The 18,264-nt window shown below is 35.9% G+C and carries 20 protein-coding genes; 12 read left to right on the top strand and 8 right to left on the bottom strand.

Annotation, left to right across the window (positions count from 1 at the left end; genetic code table 11):
* Positions 1 to 452 precede the first annotated feature (452 nt).
* Complete coding sequence (locus tag ACN0TV_RS07240) at positions 453 to 692, top strand: ribbon-helix-helix domain-containing protein (protein ID WP_417361555.1); 240 nt, start codon at positions 453 to 455, stop codon at positions 690 to 692.
* Positions 685 to 972, top strand: a complete 288-nt coding sequence (locus tag ACN0TV_RS07235; RefSeq protein ID WP_417361553.1) for a type II toxin-antitoxin system RelE/ParE family toxin — start codon at positions 685 to 687, stop codon at positions 970 to 972. The genes ACN0TV_RS07240 and ACN0TV_RS07235 overlap by 8 nt, the downstream gene beginning before the upstream one ends.
* Positions 973 to 1,837: 865 nt before the next feature.
* Here the strand turns inward: ACN0TV_RS07235 and ACN0TV_RS07230 are convergent.
* On the bottom strand, positions 1,838 to 3,838 hold the full coding sequence (locus ACN0TV_RS07230) for a BCCT family transporter (protein WP_417361551.1): 2,001 nt from the start codon (positions 3,836 to 3,838) through the stop codon (positions 1,838 to 1,840).
* A gap of 103 nt (positions 3,839 to 3,941) precedes the next feature.
* Between ACN0TV_RS07230 and ACN0TV_RS07225 the strand changes: the two genes are divergently transcribed.
* Together ACN0TV_RS07225 and ACN0TV_RS07220 are read left to right on the top strand one after the other, a co-directional pair.
* Positions 3,942 to 4,247, top strand: coding sequence for an ATP-binding protein (locus ACN0TV_RS07225; protein ID WP_417361549.1), 306 nt, complete (start codon positions 3,942 to 3,944; stop codon positions 4,245 to 4,247).
* A gap of 12 nt (positions 4,248 to 4,259) precedes the next feature.
* Positions 4,260 to 4,397, top strand: coding sequence for a hypothetical protein (locus ACN0TV_RS07220; protein ID WP_417361570.1), 138 nt, complete (start codon positions 4,260 to 4,262; stop codon positions 4,395 to 4,397).
* Positions 4,398 to 4,606: 209 nt separating this feature from the next.
* On the opposite strand, the gene ACN0TV_RS07215 is transcribed toward ACN0TV_RS07220, so the two are convergent.
* Genes ACN0TV_RS07215 through ACN0TV_RS07200 form a run of 4 tightly spaced genes read right to left on the bottom strand, consistent with a single transcriptional unit; the run spans position 4,607 to position 7,888 of the window.
* Positions 4,607 to 5,428: a zinc ribbon domain-containing protein gene (locus ACN0TV_RS07215; protein WP_417361547.1), complete on the bottom strand. Its 822-nt coding sequence runs from the start codon at positions 5,426 to 5,428 to the stop codon at positions 4,607 to 4,609.
* A gap of 27 nt (positions 5,429 to 5,455) precedes the next feature.
* Positions 5,456 to 6,148, bottom strand: coding sequence for a hypothetical protein (locus tag ACN0TV_RS07210; protein ID WP_417361545.1), 693 nt, complete (start codon positions 6,146 to 6,148; stop codon positions 5,456 to 5,458).
* 13 nt (positions 6,149 to 6,161) lie between these two features.
* Positions 6,162 to 7,049, bottom strand: coding sequence for a hypothetical protein (locus ACN0TV_RS07205; RefSeq protein ID WP_417361543.1), 888 nt, complete (start codon positions 7,047 to 7,049; stop codon positions 6,162 to 6,164).
* Positions 7,050 to 7,051: 2 nt separating this feature from the next.
* Positions 7,052 to 7,888 (bottom strand): hypothetical protein, encoded by an 837-nt coding sequence (locus ACN0TV_RS07200; RefSeq protein ID WP_417361541.1) that lies wholly within the window; start codon positions 7,886 to 7,888, stop codon positions 7,052 to 7,054.
* Between the two features lie 318 nt (positions 7,889 to 8,206).
* Here ACN0TV_RS07200 and ACN0TV_RS07195 point away from each other — a divergent pair, with 318 nt between their 5' ends.
* The 3 genes from ACN0TV_RS07195 to ACN0TV_RS07185 all read left to right on the top strand — a co-directional run bounded on the left by ACN0TV_RS07195 (position 8,207) and on the right by ACN0TV_RS07185 (position 10,113).
* Positions 8,207 to 8,782, top strand: a complete 576-nt coding sequence (locus ACN0TV_RS07195; RefSeq protein WP_417361539.1) for a Crp/Fnr family transcriptional regulator — start codon at positions 8,207 to 8,209, stop codon at positions 8,780 to 8,782.
* A gap of 100 nt (positions 8,783 to 8,882) precedes the next feature.
* Entirely contained in the window at positions 8,883 to 9,881 is a 999-nt protein-coding gene (locus ACN0TV_RS07190; RefSeq protein WP_417361537.1) for an aldo/keto reductase, read from the top strand.
* 16 nt (positions 9,882 to 9,897) lie between these two features.
* Entirely contained in the window at positions 9,898 to 10,113 is a 216-nt protein-coding gene (locus tag ACN0TV_RS07185; RefSeq protein ID WP_417361535.1) for an addiction module protein, read from the top strand.
* A gap of 140 nt (positions 10,114 to 10,253) precedes the next feature.
* Here the strand turns inward: ACN0TV_RS07185 and ACN0TV_RS07180 are convergent, their stop codons facing one another.
* On the bottom strand, positions 10,254 to 10,598 hold the full coding sequence (locus ACN0TV_RS07180) for a hypothetical protein (RefSeq protein WP_417361533.1): 345 nt from the start codon (positions 10,596 to 10,598) through the stop codon (positions 10,254 to 10,256).
* 144 nt (positions 10,599 to 10,742) lie between these two features.
* The gene (locus ACN0TV_RS07175; protein WP_417361531.1) at positions 10,743 to 10,901 is read right to left on the bottom strand and encodes a hypothetical protein; all 159 of its coding nucleotides are present in this window, start codon (positions 10,899 to 10,901) and stop codon (positions 10,743 to 10,745) included.
* Positions 10,902 to 11,018: 117 nt separating this feature from the next.
* Here ACN0TV_RS07175 and ACN0TV_RS07170 point away from each other — a divergent pair, with 117 nt between their 5' ends.
* From ACN0TV_RS07170 to ACN0TV_RS07160, 3 genes are all read left to right on the top strand, one after another.
* Positions 11,019 to 13,085 (top strand): tetratricopeptide repeat-containing sensor histidine kinase, encoded by a 2,067-nt coding sequence (locus tag ACN0TV_RS07170; RefSeq protein ID WP_417361529.1) that lies wholly within the window; start codon positions 11,019 to 11,021, stop codon positions 13,083 to 13,085.
* Positions 13,082 to 13,747, top strand: a complete 666-nt coding sequence (locus ACN0TV_RS07165) for a response regulator (protein ID WP_417361527.1) — start codon at positions 13,082 to 13,084, stop codon at positions 13,745 to 13,747. Before ACN0TV_RS07170 ends, ACN0TV_RS07165 begins: the two co-directional genes overlap by 4 nt.
* A gap of 497 nt (positions 13,748 to 14,244) precedes the next feature.
* Positions 14,245 to 14,799, top strand: a complete 555-nt coding sequence (locus ACN0TV_RS07160; protein WP_417361525.1) for a hypothetical protein — start codon at positions 14,245 to 14,247, stop codon at positions 14,797 to 14,799.
* A gap of 37 nt (positions 14,800 to 14,836) precedes the next feature.
* Here ACN0TV_RS07160 and ACN0TV_RS07155 read toward each other — a convergent pair whose 3' ends face one another.
* Complete coding sequence (locus tag ACN0TV_RS07155) at positions 14,837 to 15,046, bottom strand: hypothetical protein (RefSeq protein WP_417361523.1); 210 nt, start codon at positions 15,044 to 15,046, stop codon at positions 14,837 to 14,839.
* A 170-nt stretch (positions 15,047 to 15,216) separates the two neighbouring features.
* Between ACN0TV_RS07155 and ACN0TV_RS07150 the strand changes: the two genes are divergently transcribed.
* Together ACN0TV_RS07150 and ACN0TV_RS07145 are read left to right on the top strand one after the other, a co-directional pair.
* Positions 15,217 to 15,768, top strand: a complete 552-nt coding sequence (locus tag ACN0TV_RS07150; protein ID WP_417361521.1) for a GIY-YIG nuclease family protein — start codon at positions 15,217 to 15,219, stop codon at positions 15,766 to 15,768.
* Between the two features lie 124 nt (positions 15,769 to 15,892).
* The gene (locus tag ACN0TV_RS07145) at positions 15,893 to 18,061 is read left to right on the top strand and encodes a CHAT domain-containing protein (RefSeq protein ID WP_417361519.1); all 2,169 of its coding nucleotides are present in this window, start codon (positions 15,893 to 15,895) and stop codon (positions 18,059 to 18,061) included.
* The last annotated feature ends 203 nt before the right edge of the window (positions 18,062 to 18,264 follow it).

Raw genomic sequence — 18,264 nt, 5'->3', positions numbered from 1 at the left:
CTATGTGTTGCGCTATTGCTCATCTAGCTTCAGGTTTAAAACCCAATCCATCGCTATGCGTGGTTGGGTAGTTTATTGACAAATTATGGTAGTGCCTGAACTCCTCCTCGTTCTTATGTCAGAAAGTTATGCTGCTTGAGAAAGCGTCTGTTATTTTATTTGTGGACGATATTTAAATGGACTCTTATGTGAAGGATATAAATATTTTTTTAAATAGGGGAAAAGCGGTACGTATATTTGCATTGGAGGTTAAAAATAATTTTAAAACAACTTTTTTCGTATTCCGCACTTGACATCCTTAATAGTTTGTAGCTTAATTATTAATGAAGTACTGGATTCATAAATATCTTTATTTTTTAGCCAATTATAAACTACGAAATAAATTTGTTTAGCTAATAATAATTTGCTTTTGAAGTGTATTTGGTGTAATTTTACACCAAATGTTAACAATTATGGCTAGACAAAGTATATCATTTACTGAACCAAATGATAAATGGTTAAAAACTCAACTAGAAAACCAGGAATATTCAAGTAAAAGTGAGCTAATAAATGACTTAGTTCGCCAGGCTAGAAAACAACAGGTTCAAGTTGATTGGATACGCACTAAACTAGAGAAGGCTGAGAATAGTGGATTCACAAAAGACAGCAAAGAAGAAATTCTAGCGCTATCAAAGTCAATGCTGAATGGCTAAATATCGATTAAGTAACGAAGCCAAAAATGATTTAATCCGGATTCACCAATATGGTGTTAAAAAATTCGGCATGACTCAAGCCGACAGGTATTACAACTCCTTTTTCGAATATTTTGACATTATTGCTGATCGACCTTTCTCTTTTAAATCAGTTAATTATCTAAAAAGAGATTATAGACAATGTGTTTGTGGTGCAGATAGTATTTACTTTAAGGTAAATGAAAATGTAATAGAAATTATGGCTATTATTGGAAGACAAGATTTGGCTGAAAAACTTTAAATTTCCTGCTATCCAGGAGTTTTAATCAATGATGAGATAGATACAATTCCTAATTTAAACCAGAGAGAATTGGCAAAGGAATTAGATGTGAAACCCTCATTCTACGTATTGATCATAACTCCGAAATAACCTCTTATATCGGTTTAGTCATTGCGTGGAAAACCTCTTGAACTTGAATGCCACTCCCGTCGGTTGTGAATTAAGTAAATGGTTTATTTTTTGTTCTTTTTCCAAACTAATAGTTTGCATATTAAGATATCTTTAAACTTTATACTATCCAAAGGATGAAACATTCATAAAGAGTATGGTATTAGAAAGTATCCATTCAATATTTCTGGAAGATAAATGTTGCCAAATGATTTTTGGAAAAAGGATGACTTAAAGGCTTGATTACTACTAATTTCACGACTGTTACTCGATTGCGCAAAGTTATTTTTTATTTTCCAATATTTCTTAAAGTTTTTTCGGATTTTGTCTATTGTCTCAAAAAGATGTAATGATAATTTCTTTGTCAGCAACTTTATAGTAAATGCTGAAATTACTCATTGAAGCAACTCTTACATCTTTAAAATCAGTCACTTTATAAATCATAGGTTTATTGGCAATCTGTTTTGTTCTTTCAGAGACGAGTTTTTTTGAATAAGTGTTGGTTTATTTCGCTTAACCCAATCCATCGCTATGCGTGGTTGGGTAGTTTATTAATTGGCTTAAGGTGGGAAATATGCTCTCCGGTTCAACAGCCAAGAAGCTATGAACCTGAGTTATTAGTGGGTAGTGTTTTGTCAATTTATTCGTTTCCTATATACTCAACCAGTGGTGAAACCCTGCTCCATAATTATACCTGGGTAGCTTCTGTCTTTATTACTTACTTTTTCCTTTTATTGGCATTACTGCTGATAAACATCTCATTGCGCTCTTCCGATATAATAGCTAAGAATCGATCATAATGTTTTAGGACATCTGAAATCAATTCATTTTTTGTGAAATAGTGGATGTCATAACCTTCTCTTGAATCTCCGAAATACGCTTTCGGGAAGTACGTTTTACTTTCTTCAATATCAGGATGGTTTTCTTCATTTAGCAAATATTCAGATAGCAGTTTCGACTCATTTTTAACACCGTAAACAAAATTGTTAACGATATCGTATTGAATTTCAATCTCAATTCTCGTTGGATCCTTGTAAGTATTGAGCTTCGTCTCGATTCCATTATTGGAAAATTCTTGTTGCAATTCAGTAAAGGCAGTTTTTACTGTGGTCTCAATGTAATGATCCACAGAAGGACGGCTTTTATACGATACAATTCGCTTTAGACGTTCTTTCCAAAACCCGCCTGACCAAGGTATGGCAGTTTCAGAAAAATCGCGCTCATAATAGTTTCCGTCAATGGTTAAGGCCTTTACAAGACTAACCATAAAGAGCAACATAATTATAGAGAAGGGCAAAGCGGTAATTAATGTCATGCTCTGAAGAGCATCTAAGCCACCGGCGTTTAACAAAAATAACGATACTAATGCAAGTAAGATGCCCCAAAGAAAAACTTGCCATTTTGGGGATTTTTTAGCATTTTTTGTGGCAATATTGTTCATTACAAATATCCCTGAATCTGCTGATGTTACAAAGAAAATAACGATGATCAGCACAACTGCGAAACTGGCAACAGTGGAGAGTGGAAGGTATTCTAAAAACCGAAACATGAGCGCATCAGGATCAGAAGACAATGCACTCAGCATACCGTCTGCTTTGTTTCTGTCGAACCAAATAGCGCTGTTACCGAAAACAGTCATCCAAAAGAAGTTAAATACACTGGGAATAATTAAAACTGCTGCTATAAACTCCCGGATGGTCCTTCCTTTTGAAATTTTGGCAATAAACAAACCCACATAAGGAGACCAAGAAATCCACCAAGCCCAATAAAGTATTGTCCAGTCATAAAACCAGGGTAGGGATTCCGGTTCATAAACATGAGTGCCAAAGGTGAGACTGAAAAAGTTGGTAATATAATTTCCGAGGCCTTCAGTAAAACTGCCGATCAGATAAACCGTGGGACCGACAAGCAGCACAAAAAGCAGCAGTGCGATCACAAGTGTAATATTGATCCGGCTTAATATTTTGATTCCTTTATCCACTCCTGTTACCGCTGAGGCAATGGAGAGTGAAACCAACACAGCAACGATCAAGATTTGGTAAATAAAACTTGTATCCGGAACGATATTAAGTGTATTTAATCCGGAATTGACCTGTACAACTCCAAAGCCTAGTGTAGTAGTGATCCCGAAAAAGGTGCTGCAGAGTGCAAAAACATCAATTGCATCCCCCCATTTTCCATAAATTTTATCTTTTAGCAGTGGGTAAAATCCACTACGCAACGAAAGTGGAAGTCTGTAACGGTAAGCAAAGTACGATAAGGAAAGTCCTATAATGGCATAAATAGCCCAAGCGTGTATACCCCAGTGAAAAAAGCTGTAAAGCTGGGCATTCTTCTCCTGGTTGACATAGCTATGTAACCCAAAGACATCAGAGGCATAATGCTGCATGGGTTCAGCGACACCAAAGTACATTAATCCAATACCCATTCCGGCGGCAAACAACATAGAAATCCATGAAAAAAAGGAATGCTCGGGTTTACTGTCGTTTTTTCCCAATCGTATTTTCCCATACTTACTGAACATAAGGTATATCAGGAAGATAACGAATATCGTAACGGCCCAGATATAAATCCAGTTCAAATTGACAAAGATGAAGTTCTGAATCTTGTTCAAGAGACCTTCGGTAACTTCGGGAAAAAAAATAGCTGTTAATGATACTCCTATGATGAAAATTAAACTAGGTACTGTAACTCCCTTTTTTAACGAGGTTTTAAACATAGATTTAGTTTTTCTTTGGATTTTGGTTATTTACTGTATGTTTTTGCAACTTAACCGAAAAATTTCTATCCAACAAATTTAATTCCTTGAACCTTATCTACTTTTGATCATAAATTTCTTGATATTTGGGTTGTTTGTCCGGGTTAATATGATAGAACAGGTAGGTTCCGGTATTGACAGAATCCGAGATTTAATAAAATCTGCTAAACTCCCCGAGCCTGAGTTTAAAACCGATGGGATGTTTACCGTGGTATTCCACAGTACTGTGGAAGAAACTGTGGAAGAAACTGTGGAGAAAACTCCCGTCGAAATAATTCTTTCAAAAATGGAAGAAAGCCCCAAGATTACAATCAAATCGGTTCGGGTAAAGTTCGGACAAAGTTCGGAGAAAATAGTTTTGCTGATATAATATAATAAAAGTATTACTACTACTGAAATGGCAGATATAATTAAAATTTCAACACGTGCTATTGAAAAACAATTGCACAAATTGAAACGTGAAGGAGTAATAGATAGAATAGGATCTGATAAAGGTGGCTACTGGAAAGTTAACCTATAGTATTCCGTTAAGCTCCTTGTCGTATTTCTTTCGTTGCTTTGCCATTTTATAAAAATAGAGTTTTTGAGCTTAATTATAACTGCGAGCTAATTTAGGAATTCCAAACTCTGCCAAAATTCTACTTTTGATGAGTTGGTATCCCGCAAACAAAGACTCATAAACCAAAAAAGACTTGTCCCTAAGGCTAATTTATTAGGGGAGTACGTTGCTTACTGTTGCTCTATGGGAACTTCTTCTATTTTAGTTTCGGATTCACCGTAAAATGGAAGGAGCAAATTGCTCTTCGCAAATCGACCTCCCAAATCTTCTGCCTCGGGTGTCTTTACCAGTACCATATTCCAACTGCCGTTGATGCCAATATAAAGTTCGTAATCTTCAAGATTTAAAAAATAACTCAAGCAATCCTCTACCGAATAGACAATCTCTTTTCGGGTAGAGGTATAGGTGTTCTTAAAATCATTTACTTGCAGTAAAACTAATAACTTGTTACCGTCAGTTTCAGAATAATAGCCGATTTCATCTGTGTCTATACCCTCTATACTTGGATCCATACAGGCTTTGAGCTGATAGGAAATCGCGTCAGTAATACTGTCTGGTTGTACAACGGTCTTCTCAAGGTCTTCATGTAAATAAACTGCCCTAGGATCCACTTCGATTTTAGGTTCATTGGTACTCCAGAAAATAAGACTTACAATAAAGAATATGCCTAATACTAATAGTAACCCACCAAATATTAAACAGCCGCAACCATGCCAAATCGGTCTTTTGGGAGGTTGGAGCTGGTTGTTTTTGATTAACGTATCTTTTAAATCTTCCGGGAGCTCATGATCCGCATAGGTCTTTTTACAATGTGAACACTCCAGAAAGGTAGTCTTTGAAATGGGAAGGAACGGAATCCAGAAAATATGGAAATACTTCCCGTAAGTAGTAGCCACAAAGCTGTTTTTACTCTGACAATACGGGCACTCTGTACCACCGCTTATTTTCTTCTCGCCAATCTTCGATCCCCGTATTCCGAAAAATATAAACATAATCTTTTATGATTTTTATGCGATAAATTACTCCTTTTTCTCAGTGAGGGAGATTTCAGTCAGCCCATCTTCAGAAATAAAAGTTTTATAATAGGGCTCCAGCTCCTTTGGCTTTACGACTATAGGGGTTTCACTGAATTCGGTATTGCTCTGAGGCTTTACATCCTGAGAATTTTTAGCCATCGCAACACTTTTTGAAATATAATAAGTTCCGTTCTCTATCCTTTGAATTTTAAACCAGCCGAATTCGAGATTCATGCCAAGGAAATTTCCTTTTTCCTTATATACTTCAATTCGACCTAAGTAAATATCGCCTTCAGCCACCCTTGCTTTTTCCGCTAATTCCTGTTGATACTGCCGTTTTTTGGCAGGCGCCTGTAAGGCCTCTATCATAATATATCCAAATATTCCAATGGTAAACAAAAGGAATATCCAGCCTACAATGGTTATTTTAAACCGTCCTTTATGCGGCGGTAAATTATCCAACTCTTTCTGAGCAAAGGATTTCATTTGGTCTGTCCACTTTCTTCTGGAAATTACCTTGCCCGTTGCAGCATCAAGATACTGGGGATAAACTCTTTTGTTCTGAGTCACCCAAAATGCTGAACGACCCTCGCGCTGAAATAAGTTGAGTATCATTTGATTGCCGGGACCATTTGGGTTTCTCAAATGATTAGCGTCCACTTGTTTTACACTGATGTCAGTTATACTAATCCACATATCTTGTTGTTTTTTAGGGTAATATAATATTTTTTAAATTAAATTTTAATTCTTTGATAGCCGTATCTACCTCTGTAATAATCTGAATATAACATCCCTTTGTTGGCGGTTCTACTAAATGAAATTGGTATAAGTTGTCAACTGAAGAATAGCCTGAGCTTATTGATTTACCTTCAGCATTGAATATAGCAAAGCTGAAATACGCATCCTTGATATTTTTGTTGGATTGAAACGTTATTGTGTATGCAAATCGATTGTCTGATAAATCAAACATGTCATTAAATAATTGACGTGTATATTCAATTTCCCTTTGCTCTTCCTCACTTATTTCACCCACTTCTATTTTACGTTTTTCGACTTCAGAATCTATCAGCTTCTCCATTTCGGCTTTTAAATTTATAAGTTCATCTGTGTCTATATAGACAAATTCGGAGTCCGGATAAATATTTTCCAGGAGATTTTTGCCCGGGCGACTCAAAACGTCGCGGATGATCACCATACCTTTATTCTTTTCGGTTGGATTAAAATAAAGTAGGCTTCCTTGCATATCTATTTTTGTGGCGTTACGCGCAGGAGCCTCTAGTTTTATTTCTAATTTTTTATCATCCTGGTAGCGGTTGTCATAGTAGAAATTGCTACTAATCAATACTAAGGAATTTGACTTGTTATCAACTGCCTTGATCTCTTTTACCTTGATCAGGTGATTTTTGTCTAAAGTTATTCCGTTTACCATTGCCGTTAGGGTTATGGTACTGATACTGTCGGTATGATACATTATCCGACTTTTGCCATAATACCGATCTTCATCTATACTTTGCAAAAAGAGGTTAAACTCCTGAGAGCAAACGGCGCCGCTTACCAAGAAAACCATAACAAATAATACTATATTAGATAATTTCATAATCATGGCATCTTAATATTACTAAATTGAAACGGTATTTCCTTTAGAGCCGCTTTGGTCTTAACGTGGATTTCTAACTTCCAATCCGGTAACGGTTCCTTTGAAAGACCTATTCGATAACGATTACCGGAATTTGAATAATTGCTGCTCATTGGTTTCCCGTCGCCATTGTATACTGTTATTTTATTAATGATCTTATCGGGGTCTTCTATATAAAAATTCAGCTCCAGTTCGGGATTATTGTTTTGGAAATAGAACATATCGCTAAAAAACACATCAGTTTCTTCCATGGTCTTCCCAATACCTACTTCCTGTTGTATTCTTTTAATTTCAGGATAATAATCCTCAGTGCCATATACCTTTTTTATTTCATTGTAGTTAATCAATATGAGTTTCAGGGGAGGCAAAACCGCCAGCAGGTTTTCATTAGTATGATTTATGAAATCATGCAGAATTACCTTTGAATTGAGCTTTTCTGATATCGTAAAATATTCCAGTATGCCTTCTAATTTTTCAATTTCTGTGACATCACCTCTAGGCGCTTTAAAACCGATGCTTAGTTCCTTGTCCTCTTGAAAATAACCTCCGTAAGGGTATCCTCTAAAATGTTCTAATACCCTGCCTGTATTGTCTACTGCAAGGATTGAATCTTTAACCTGAACAAGGTGGTCGGCATCGAGTTCCAAGCTGTCGATCGCTACAATAATGCTTATTTTGTTTTCACCATGTCCAGTGTGCCTTTGTTCATTTACCTGAACTATTTTAAAAGATACATCTTGAGCTAGTCCAAATTGTATCGATGTGAAAATTAAAAAGCTGATTAAAAGTATGTTTTTCATTGTTCTTTTTTGATGAGCTTGTAAGCGCCTAAAACTAAATGGCATATGTACTCCCGTTTTTGCATGAGAACTCTTAAAACAAATATAGAAGTAGCCTGCGGTTCCAACAACGGATAGCTGTACTAATGGCGACTACAAATCCTTGAAAAACATCTACAAAGCGTCTACATAATAAGGATACTTGGTTAAATGATGCCTGAGACAATCATATATATATAGTATTGCGCAGGATACTATTGAGACATTAAAATTGCTGTTGCCTTAGTTTTTTTGATAATTTTACCAGTTCACTGTCCTAATATTAAATTCAAAAATCCAATGATTCAGCACCCTTTAAGAACTCATATTCAAGAACTCGTTGTATTAACAGATCAGGAGTTTGCTTTTGTATTGGAGTATTTTCAATCGAGGATATTTAAAAAACATCAAATTGTTCTTCATCAGGGTGACAGTGCAAATCATGAATATTTTGTAGTGAAAGGACTTATGAAAGTGTCAAGGCCGGATCCTGACGGGAAAGAACACATCTTACAGTTCGCAATGGAGAATTGGTGGATCACGGACGCGGAGGCGTTCTACAACCATTCCCCTTCAAAGCTTGTCATTGATTGTATGGAAGACACCCATACCTTAGTAATTAGCTTGGCGCATAAAGAAAAGATAAGTCGAGAATTACCCAAAATGCAAGAGTTTTTCCATAAAAAGACCACCGAAGGTTATATTGATCTTCAAAAGCGCATTCTTTGTTTTTTAAGCAGTAATGCTAATGATCGCTATCACAATCTTCTGACCGTTTACCCGGGTTTAATACAGAGAGTACCCAAAGCTATGATTGCTTCTTATCTGGGTGTAACTCGAGAAACCTTAAGCAGGCTTACAAAGCAACACTCCTAAAATGTGACATTTCTCACACCAAATCTTTGACAAATGTCCTGTTGGACACTCCATAGTATGTTGAACTTTGTCTTGTAAAGTATCACAAAAAACAACAATTATGGAGTACAGAAATTTAGGGAATTCAGGTTTGAAGGTACCGGTATTGAGTCTAGGAACCGCCACTTTTGGGGGGACTAATGAATTTTTCAAGCGCTGGGGACAAACCCGGGAAAAGGAAGCGACAAGACTTATTGATATTTGTTTGGAACACGGGATTAATTTTTTTGATACCGCTAATGTCTATTCTCTAGGGGATTCAGAAATTGTGCTGGGCAAAGCATTAAAAGGCCGGAGAGATCAAAGTATTATTTCTACAAAAGCGACTTTTCAGATGGGGGAGGGACCTAATGAAAGCGGCTCTTCGCGTTATCATTTAATGAATGCACTGGAGGCTAGTCTTAGACGACTGGATACGGATTATATTGATCTTTATTTTATGCATGGTTTTGATAACAATACGCCCATAGAAGAAACGCTTAGAACACTGAATACCATGGTTGAAAGTGGAAAGGTGCGATATATAGGGTGTTCTAACTTTGCTGCCTGGCAACTTATGAAGTCTCTTTCTATCTCCGAGAAGTACAATTTGGAAAAATACATTGTCTACCAGGGCAGCTATTCTTTAATCAGCAGAGATGTGGAACAGGAAGTACTTCCGCTTTTAAAAGATCAAAACGCAGGATTTATGGCATGGAGTCCGCTGGGATGGGGTAGACTGACAGGAAAAATAAAACGTGGGATGGAAGTTAAAGAAGGCAGAATTAAATCCGGTGGAGCGCTTGGAGCTCCTCCTGTGGATGATGAGCTGCTTTACGATATCGTGGAGCAATTAGAGCGTATCGGAGGGGAATTGGATAAATCCATTGCACAAATCGCCATCAATTGGTTGCTTCAAAATAAACAAGTCTCTAATGTGGTCATCGGTGCCAGAGATGAAAGACAACTGATCTCAAATATTGAAGCTGTGGGATGGAATTTATCGGAGAAGCACCTAAACCAGCTTAACGAAGTTTCCAGGCAATCCCTTATCTATCCACATTGGGTAGGGGAGCGGTAATGCCAAAGGTTCTGGGATGTTCAGTATTGACAGAGAAAGCATTATAGATACTTTAGAGCGTGTTTTAAAGCGTGAAAAAGAAGAACATCAAGAAATCTCTATGGAACACAAAAAAGAATTGGACAATCGTTTAGAAAGCTATAAAAACAATCCCAATGATGTTTTGGATTGGAAAGACCGAGTTAAGCTCGATTTTTCGACCACTCCTTCGGGGGTACCCCTGAAGGGGTGAAATAGCGGACAGAGTCCATTTGACACTCCCAAAGGGACGCAAAATCAATAATCCAAAACCACTTATTATTGGAACACCGAACTTGCCTGCCGGTATAAATAACAAAAGCCCTGATTAAGGGACTTTTGTCTTTTGCTTTTCTAATCTATTTTAACCCAGTTTTTTTCAAAAACTTCCTTGTCTATAACTTCATAATCGAATTTTTTTTTGAAGTCATTATAAGTCAAGCTATTATCAATCCAATAACCGTAGTTTTTTTTATAAGGCATTTTTAAAATTACTTCGCTCTCTGAATTTAATCCTATTTCTCTATTTGGAATAGCACTTTCATTATCAAACTCCAATAACCAATTAGATACTAAAAAGATTTTATCTTCAAAATCAGGATTTGCAATTGGAATGAAAAAGGATAGTATTTTATCTAAAATTTTACCCTTTCTATTTTCTTTAGAATCAACTATATCTGTTTTTATATTTAAATACATTGGTGTCCGGTTAAAAAATAATCGGATCAGACATTTTACATCCTGACCAGGTATGTCTATTTTGGGTTACGACACAAAAAAATAAGACATGGGCAAAAATACGTATTTTACCGGACAGCCGATTTTTTAATCAGCTAATAAAGCTCATTGACAAATCTGTGCCTGTTCAAACACAGGATTGGCACCGCTTTCGCCAGCCACCATTGCTCCAATTCTACAGGCATAATCAAGAGCATGTTGTGGGTTTTCTTCTCTTAATAATTTAACCAGTACGGATTGTAATCCGGACAATGTGTGTTTCATCGATTTTAATGGGTTTTAATCCAATGCTTTAGCGGTTAGTGTTAAAGTTTTTATTATGTTTAAGGTTCATTTATCTTAAAGAACCCTCTTAATCTAGCTGCTGCTTTTTTCTAAAAAATGAAAAAAACTACGGTCAAATATCGGATTACTGTACTTCTTTTTGGTATACTTCTGATAGTACTTTTTAACCGTTGTCAAAAGACTTCTCATAAATCCGATCAGAGTTACACAGCTACAGAGGCCAAAGCCGCTATGCTTTTTTCCAAAGCTAAAACAAATCGCTCTGATTCCACTGTTATATACTTAAATGAGGCTTTAGGGCTTGTTGATAAGCTGGAGCAGGATTCTATTGCAGGGAAGTATCTTGAGAAGATTACCGCTCAAGCGATATTGTTAAAGGACTCCGTTCTTTTTAGTAAGGCTAATGCCAAAGCTATGGCACTTGCGATAAAGACTGGGGATTCGTTAAGAATGGGACATGCGCATTGGAACTATGGTATTTGGTATCTTAATGAGGAACGCTTTGACAGTGCGTATTATCAGTATGATAAAGCCCAACATCATTTTGAAAACCAAGGACATTTATATTATGCCGGAAAGATACATTATAATAAAGCCTCTATCCTTTGTCGAAACAAACATTATACAGGAGCTGAAGTGGAAGTGTTTAGGGCGTTAAAGTTATTTGAGCCCAATAAAAACTACAAACAGCTTTACCTGTGTTATAATCTTCTAGGGATCATCTATAACGAATTAAAGGAATATGAAAATGCAATTGATGCTTATACCAAAGGTTTAGGGTATTTAAAAAATGTGAAAGATCCCGGTCTTTTTCGTGACCACACCCTAAACAATGTCGGAGTCCTCTATCATAAGTCCGGAGACTATCAGAAGGCTGTTTCTTATTTTGATAAGGCACTGGAGAATCCAGGGGTACAAAAAACGGATAAGGCTCTTTATGCCCGATTATTAGATAATAGAGCTTATAGCCGACTAAAGCTTAAAGATACCACGGGACTTTACACCGAGTATAATCGGGCTTTAAAGATCAGGGATAGTTTGGAATCCAAACTGGGAGTGATAACAAGTAAGCATCACTTGGCTTGGTACCGTGCTTATGCAGGAGATACCCTAAGGACAATCCAATTAGCCAAGGAATCGTATCAATTGGCAAAGTCGATTCAAAGCAATAGTGATGTGCTTGATAACTTAGAATTGCTGGCTGCAATTGATCCTGTGAATGTCGTGGGGTATCAAAAAGAACAGATTTCTTTAATTAATAAATTACGTAATCACGAGCGCCAGACCCGTAATAAGTTTATGGCGATCCAATATGAGGCTCAGAAATATAAACAACAGACTGCGAAGCTTTCTGTAATAAATAACAAGAGACTCAATCTTATAGGGTTTTTGCTTTTCTTACTGGTCTTTTTATTTATCTGTTATCGACAGCATGTTCGATACAAGCAGTTACAGTTAGAAACTGCCCAGCAGAAAGCTGCTAATGATTCATATCTATCATTATACAAACAATTGGAGAAATATGGAGAGGGTAGGGATGAGGAGCGTCTTCGAACCTCCCAGGAGCTTCATGAAGGATTGCTTCCTGAATTTTATGCTGTTCGGATGGATCTGGAAGATTTAAGTCTCGAAGGGGATGCTGAAAGTTTAACACGCTATAGAAAATGCATTGAAGAACTCAAACATATTTATAAAGGGATACGGGGTGTCTCTCATACTTTAAGAGCCAGCAGAATTTTTACATCTGTAAACTTCACAGCTATTATTGTAGATCTCGCAAAAGAAAGGGCTGTCACCGGAAAATTTAAGCTTATTATAGATACCGATTTAAATATTGATTGGTCGAAATATGAGAGGCTTACTAAAATGGATCTTTACTATTATATCAATGAAGCATTACAAAATTGTATTGTACACGCTAAAGCTACCAAGGTTACATTAAAACTCAAAATTCAGGGGCAGTCCCTGGTGGTAATCGTTGCAGATAATGGAGTAGGGATGTCAAAAGTGAGCTCCAAAGGTATCGGTCTTAAAAATATGCAATCTCGCATTGATAAATTAAAAGGAAAATTCACTATTGAATCTACCCAGGGTAAAGGAACTAAGCTAGTTATGACCATTCCTTACCCAACTTCAAATAGCCTAAACCCAAACCTTTCATGAAAAAACATTACAAAACACTCATTGTAGAAGATCATGTCTCCACCGCAAATGGAATAGCAGGTTTCCTTGACGAAATTAGTAATTCTACTGGTACCGAATTTACTACCCGAATTGCTTATAATTTGGTTGATGCTTTAACTGCATTAAAAACAAAACCGTCCTTTGATTTGGTATTTTTGGATATAAAGCTGAAACCACAACCGGAAATTGGAATGAACTCCGGGGAGGATCTAGGAAGTGAGATACGTAAAAGATATCCTAAAACCCTTATAATAGTTTCCACAATTCATGACGAACCCTTCTATATAGAGAATATTATGAAGAATGTTACTCCCGAAGGTTTTTTTGTGAAAGGCGATTTGGATCCTAAATGTTTTGTCAGTGCTATTAAAACTGTACTCGATGATAGTCCTTATTTAAGTAAAACCGTTGTAAAATATGTATCCCATAAGTTCAAGACTGAAATTACCATTAACAGTTTAGATCGACAATTACTTTTCGAAATGGAGAAGGGTTTTACCATGAAGGAAATTGCAGATAATCTTTTTTTCTCTAGGTCTACTGTTACAAAAATGAAGAAAAAACTAAAAATTACTTTAGGAGTAGAAGGCGGCAGTAATAAGGATTTATTGGATAAAGCTCGTGAAATGGGCTTTATATGAAACATAACAACTTTTTGTTGTACGGGAAATCAAGTATTACTCACTAATTAATTTACATAAATCGGTTCTCCATTTTTTATCAATCCAAGTCTTAATTGTATCCGATTGTACGGGCTCAATCGCCTAAGTTCAAAGACTATAAAAAATTTATGCATTCAGATGTGATACATATAATGATGAAGGCGAATATTCCTTATCGTGTAACGGCATAATAATACATTCCCACTCAATACAACCAAAACAAATAAAATGAAAACTATACAAGAGTTAAACCCGTCTAACGATGATCTTCTGAAGTTTAAGCACAACTATCAGCCATTGCTAACAACAAAATTGGATAATATTAATACTGACTTTGACCAAGAAGTGATAAATGAAATCGACTCTAAATCGGAAATAATGTTAATTTATCTTTTTAAGTGAATAGATGGAGAATAAAGTACAATTTTTATTGTTTGTATAAATAAGGTGATCCCGGAATGCAATACCTATGACAAATGAATTATAAAAAAATCCTTTCTTTACTTATTGTGTTTTCTAACGTTATCTATGGTCAAGAAATAGAATCCAATTTGAAAAAACTTGAAACGTTAGATTGGGACATTATGTATTGCGGAAGAACTATAATTGAAGAAAAGGAACCTTGCACTTTAAGTATAGCGGGGGTGCGTCCATGTGTCATCGGCCACACACCGGAAGCGAATAGCGCCCTCCAAGCGAACTGGGTTTCTATCGGATTGGAAATGACAATGCTGCCGTTTCCCATACGAAAATATGACCTGGAGCTGGATGCGTTTGTTAAACGATTTACAGCGACAATGGCCCGGAGGTTTGACCAGACAGGGATCTATTTTACAGTTGAAAGTCAATTGGATATAAGCTTTGAAGGAATGCCCACGCTGGATACGGAAAAATTATGGGTATTTGATTATGCCCGTATTCCCCAAGGACTGGCAGCACATTACCTTGCTCCTCCCCATACGCATCGGATTAAGGTAACCGCAGATGGATTGGAAGCCTGGCATTCGGACAAATGGGAGAAGAACCAATAATCCCCAAGATACGTACAGGAATCAGGGATACCATAGTTTATACCTTCAAATGCCCTTTGCGAATCAGGATCACAAATAAATGTATCAATGAGGCGGCCTTGAATTGCTTTTTTAATTTGAAAAGCTCCTTCTCAATCGCACTTAAGCTATTGGGCGTAATCTCCCGCTGTTTTAAATATTCAGACACTTCTGGCTGAGTGTAGCCTTTTGCCATTTGCCTTGCAACTAATTTCTGTATCCTGGTCATTATACTAGTGTAACTCCTGTTTTTTTATTATAGTATGGGTTCCCGTAAACCAGAGGCGTTTTTTTGAAGTAATTTGGACATTTTAAATAAACTTACACATCTTTACCATATATGATAAAGTATGTGAATGTGGTGAACATAATAATTAATTCTAAAGTCTATTACTAAAAATGATGAGCATTCAAGAGATAGATGCAGAGATTACAAAACAACTTGCCCGCCTAAAAGAAAGTGTTAATAAAACAGAACTTCTTCAGGTTTGTGAATTTAAGCTTTGCAATTCGCATAAGGAAATTCCTTGGGATCGACTCAGGCACAAAGGAATTTATCTAATAGAAATAAAAAACTCCGAGAAATTTGATTCTTTTGAATCTTGGATTGAGGCCTTTAAACAAGAATGGGAAAGTGAGGACTATCTTAAGAAATTTACGCCAAATACTAAGAAGAAAAGAATTGCAGCTCATATGCAAAATAATATCCAAGACTGGATACCTATATACATTGGAAAATCGAGAAATGTTGAAAAAAGGATTTATGAACACATTTATAAGGAACTAAACAAAACCACTTTTGCACTTAAACTAATGGCAAGGCCTCATTTAAGGGATCAAATTTTTAGAATTAAAGTTTTGGAAGTGGAGGTAGAGAATTATGATGCCATTGTTCCAAAAATTGAATGGCAATTACGAAATCGGATAAATCCAATTATTGGGAGACAATAAGTGGATATATAAAAGTTCAACACGGACTCCTTTTATAAGCGCTCTCTCTTACTTATTTAAGAGTTGATTTATTCACAACATAGCTATTTCAATCTTTTTTATAAAACGTTTAAATACCTTCTACATGAAAATCCGTGTAATAAATAATACCAGTATTCAATACAATTTAATTGTAGATGAATTGCCAATGGTACCTACCTTCATTCCTCCAGAAGCATTTATGAATGAAGTAATTCGTTTTATTAAAAGATGCCCGATAGATCTCATTCAGATTGGCAGCCCATTAAATTTTTTTGAATTGACAAAGAGGTTGGCCTGGAATAATGGATATGATTTGAACATAATAAATATCCGTGATTTTGAGCTTATCGCTCCATGGGTATTGGAATTAAAACAAATTCAACTGTTCTTTTTGGATAGTGAAAAAAAGAGCCATCATAAGCTCTTCGATAGTTTGACTGCAACATCCAACAATTTGTTCTTTTATTACTTCTATGGAAAAGAATCCGCTCCAAAGCACCACCGAATTATTGAAAGCCCGGAGGATTTCATTTCAAAGATAATATTTCAGCAAGAGCAGTTGTTTCAAGAAATGAATATCCAGGATCTGAAAATAAATTTGGATATGGAAATTGCGTATAAAGACTTTAACGAAAATTTTTTCTTTCTGCCAACGGATGGAAACTACCGTATCATTAATAATTTAATCGGAAATTTCGGAGAAACACTATTTCAGGAAGATAATGCCGAAATAAAGAAAAAGTTTTTTGAAGAATTTCAAAAAGCAAATACTAAGAAGGATTCTTTTGAGAGACAAAACCGTTTTATCCCTCAAATCAAGAAAATTGATAGGTTTACAATGCTTTGCTATGAGAAAGACCTTGTTGAAAAAGTGAGCCCTATTGAAACTATTTTGGCGCCACTAATTTTGATTTTACCATTTCATAATCCGGATTTAAGAAAAATATATAATGATGCAGATGTAATAAAAACCATTCAAGTGGAGCAAACTTCCAATTATCTTCATGTAGTTGATCCAAAACAGGACATTCCCCATGAGATGTATACTACAGGGATGCATATCATAAAACATCGGATAGACTACTTGGATGATGTAGCATTTTTACATGCATCATTTTCATTTAGCCCGATGATAAGATTTCCAATGAAAGGAAAATCTATCTATCGGGAATTATCTTTTTTTAGAACAAAGGCCTTTCCCAATATGATGGTATCCAAAAATCGAAAAAAGCTCAAACAAACCATATATAAATTTGGTAAGGCATTGAAGAGACAAGTATTGTCGCAGGAATTGGGAAATTTAATAAAGAATAGAAACGGGCAAATTATTTGTATTTCTGATTTGCCTATAGAGTGGCTGTTAATCAATGAGATTCCATTTTCCTTTACTCACGATATTGCAAGGCTTCCGGAAACTTCTTTACATGGATTAATATCTTTTTATACCAATAATAACATCTCAAGATATTCCATACCGGAAAATGTTATGGAAAAGACTCTGGTGATAATGGGAACGGAAGAAGAGGCTTTTAAAATCTGGCAAGATCAGGTTTTTGAATTATCCAGAACGAAGAAATTTGTTATTCGAAGATGTAAAACAGTTGAAGAGGTAAAAAATAGTGTTGATGAAATAAGGCCGGATATTTTGATATTTGATTGTCATGGAGGATATGATAAAAATACACGATCGACTTATTTATGTATGGGGGATGAAAAATTAGATGGTAATTATGTTGTTGAAAATAAAATTTTTGCCCCTATTATATTTTTATCTGCCTGTGGAACAGCACCTACTTATGGTACTATAAATCCGATAGCGAATGCTTTTTTTGAAGTAGGTGCTATTTCGGTAACTTCTACATATTTACCCATTAGTGTAAACTCGGGTTCTGTGTTGTATCTAAGACTTTTAAATAACTTAGAATTTGCCGCTAACAATGTCATTCATAAAAACTGGTTGGAATTCGTTTGCCATCTTATCAGGTCGTCATCCGTTAATGATGCCTATAAAGGGGCTTGGTTTAAATTGAAGGGATCAGAAAAAGCCGGATTGAATGAGTCAAATACGCACTCCCTGACCCAATTGTTACAATTTTCCGAACGACCCAATGTATATAAACAACTTAATGAAACCATTGTAAGAGGGACAAAAGATAAGAAAGACTATTTTGCAGAGATCATTCCGGAGTACTTACTTTATAGTAACTTAGGTCGGGGAGATTTAATTTTATTTGAAAACTGGGAAAAAGCACATAAAGAGAAGAACCTGTAATGTTTTAAGAAAGACCAGAATTGTATTTTTATTGAGTTAATAACGAAATATTTAATGAAGTTTATATCATACATGTTCTAGGCTTCCCTTCCTATGAGCAACTACTCTCAATCACCAGTCTTAAACCATTCCTTAATTATACAGATGTTAACCCTCATTTTCTTCCCCAATATTGGCTGGGTAGCTTCCGAAAAGAGTTGTGA

The sequence above is a fragment of the Galbibacter sp. genome (assembly GCF_048266365.1).
In the GTDB taxonomy this organism is placed as follows: Bacteria; Bacteroidota; Bacteroidia; order Flavobacteriales; family Flavobacteriaceae; genus Galbibacter.
This window is presented reverse-complemented; position numbering and strand designations above follow the sequence as displayed.

Coding starts and splice junctions, on each gene's coding strand:
- ACN0TV_RS07240 (WP_417361555.1), top strand. CDS start 453: ATGGCTAGACAAAGTATATCATTTACTGAACCAAATGATAAATGGTTA.
- ACN0TV_RS07235 (WP_417361553.1), top strand. CDS start 685: ATGGCTAAATATCGATTAAGTAACGAAGCCAAAAATGATTTAATCCGG.
- ACN0TV_RS07230 (WP_417361551.1), bottom strand. CDS start 3,838: ATGTTTAAAACCTCGTTAAAAAAGGGAGTTACAGTACCTAGTTTAATT.
- ACN0TV_RS07215 (WP_417361547.1), bottom strand. CDS start 5,428: ATGTTTATATTTTTCGGAATACGGGGATCGAAGATTGGCGAGAAGAAA.
- ACN0TV_RS07210 (WP_417361545.1), bottom strand. CDS start 6,148: ATGTGGATTAGTATAACTGACATCAGTGTAAAACAAGTGGACGCTAAT.
- ACN0TV_RS07205 (WP_417361543.1), bottom strand. CDS start 7,049: ATGAAATTATCTAATATAGTATTATTTGTTATGGTTTTCTTGGTAAGC.
- ACN0TV_RS07200 (WP_417361541.1), bottom strand. CDS start 7,888: ATGAAAAACATACTTTTAATCAGCTTTTTAATTTTCACATCGATACAA.
- ACN0TV_RS07195 (WP_417361539.1), top strand. CDS start 8,207: ATGATTCAGCACCCTTTAAGAACTCATATTCAAGAACTCGTTGTATTA.
- ACN0TV_RS07190 (WP_417361537.1), top strand. CDS start 8,883: ATGGAGTACAGAAATTTAGGGAATTCAGGTTTGAAGGTACCGGTATTG.
- ACN0TV_RS07185 (WP_417361535.1), top strand. CDS start 9,898: ATGTTCAGTATTGACAGAGAAAGCATTATAGATACTTTAGAGCGTGTT.
- ACN0TV_RS07180 (WP_417361533.1), bottom strand. CDS start 10,598: ATGTATTTAAATATAAAAACAGATATAGTTGATTCTAAAGAAAATAGA.
- ACN0TV_RS07175 (WP_417361531.1), bottom strand. CDS start 10,901: ATGAAACACACATTGTCCGGATTACAATCCGTACTGGTTAAATTATTA.
- ACN0TV_RS07170 (WP_417361529.1), top strand. CDS start 11,019: ATGAAAAAAACTACGGTCAAATATCGGATTACTGTACTTCTTTTTGGT.
- ACN0TV_RS07165 (WP_417361527.1), top strand. CDS start 13,082: ATGAAAAAACATTACAAAACACTCATTGTAGAAGATCATGTCTCCACC.
- ACN0TV_RS07160 (WP_417361525.1), top strand. CDS start 14,245: ATGAATTATAAAAAAATCCTTTCTTTACTTATTGTGTTTTCTAACGTT.
- ACN0TV_RS07155 (WP_417361523.1), bottom strand. CDS start 15,046: ATGACCAGGATACAGAAATTAGTTGCAAGGCAAATGGCAAAAGGCTAC.
- ACN0TV_RS07150 (WP_417361521.1), top strand. CDS start 15,217: ATGATGAGCATTCAAGAGATAGATGCAGAGATTACAAAACAACTTGCC.
- ACN0TV_RS07145 (WP_417361519.1), top strand. CDS start 15,893: ATGAAAATCCGTGTAATAAATAATACCAGTATTCAATACAATTTAATT.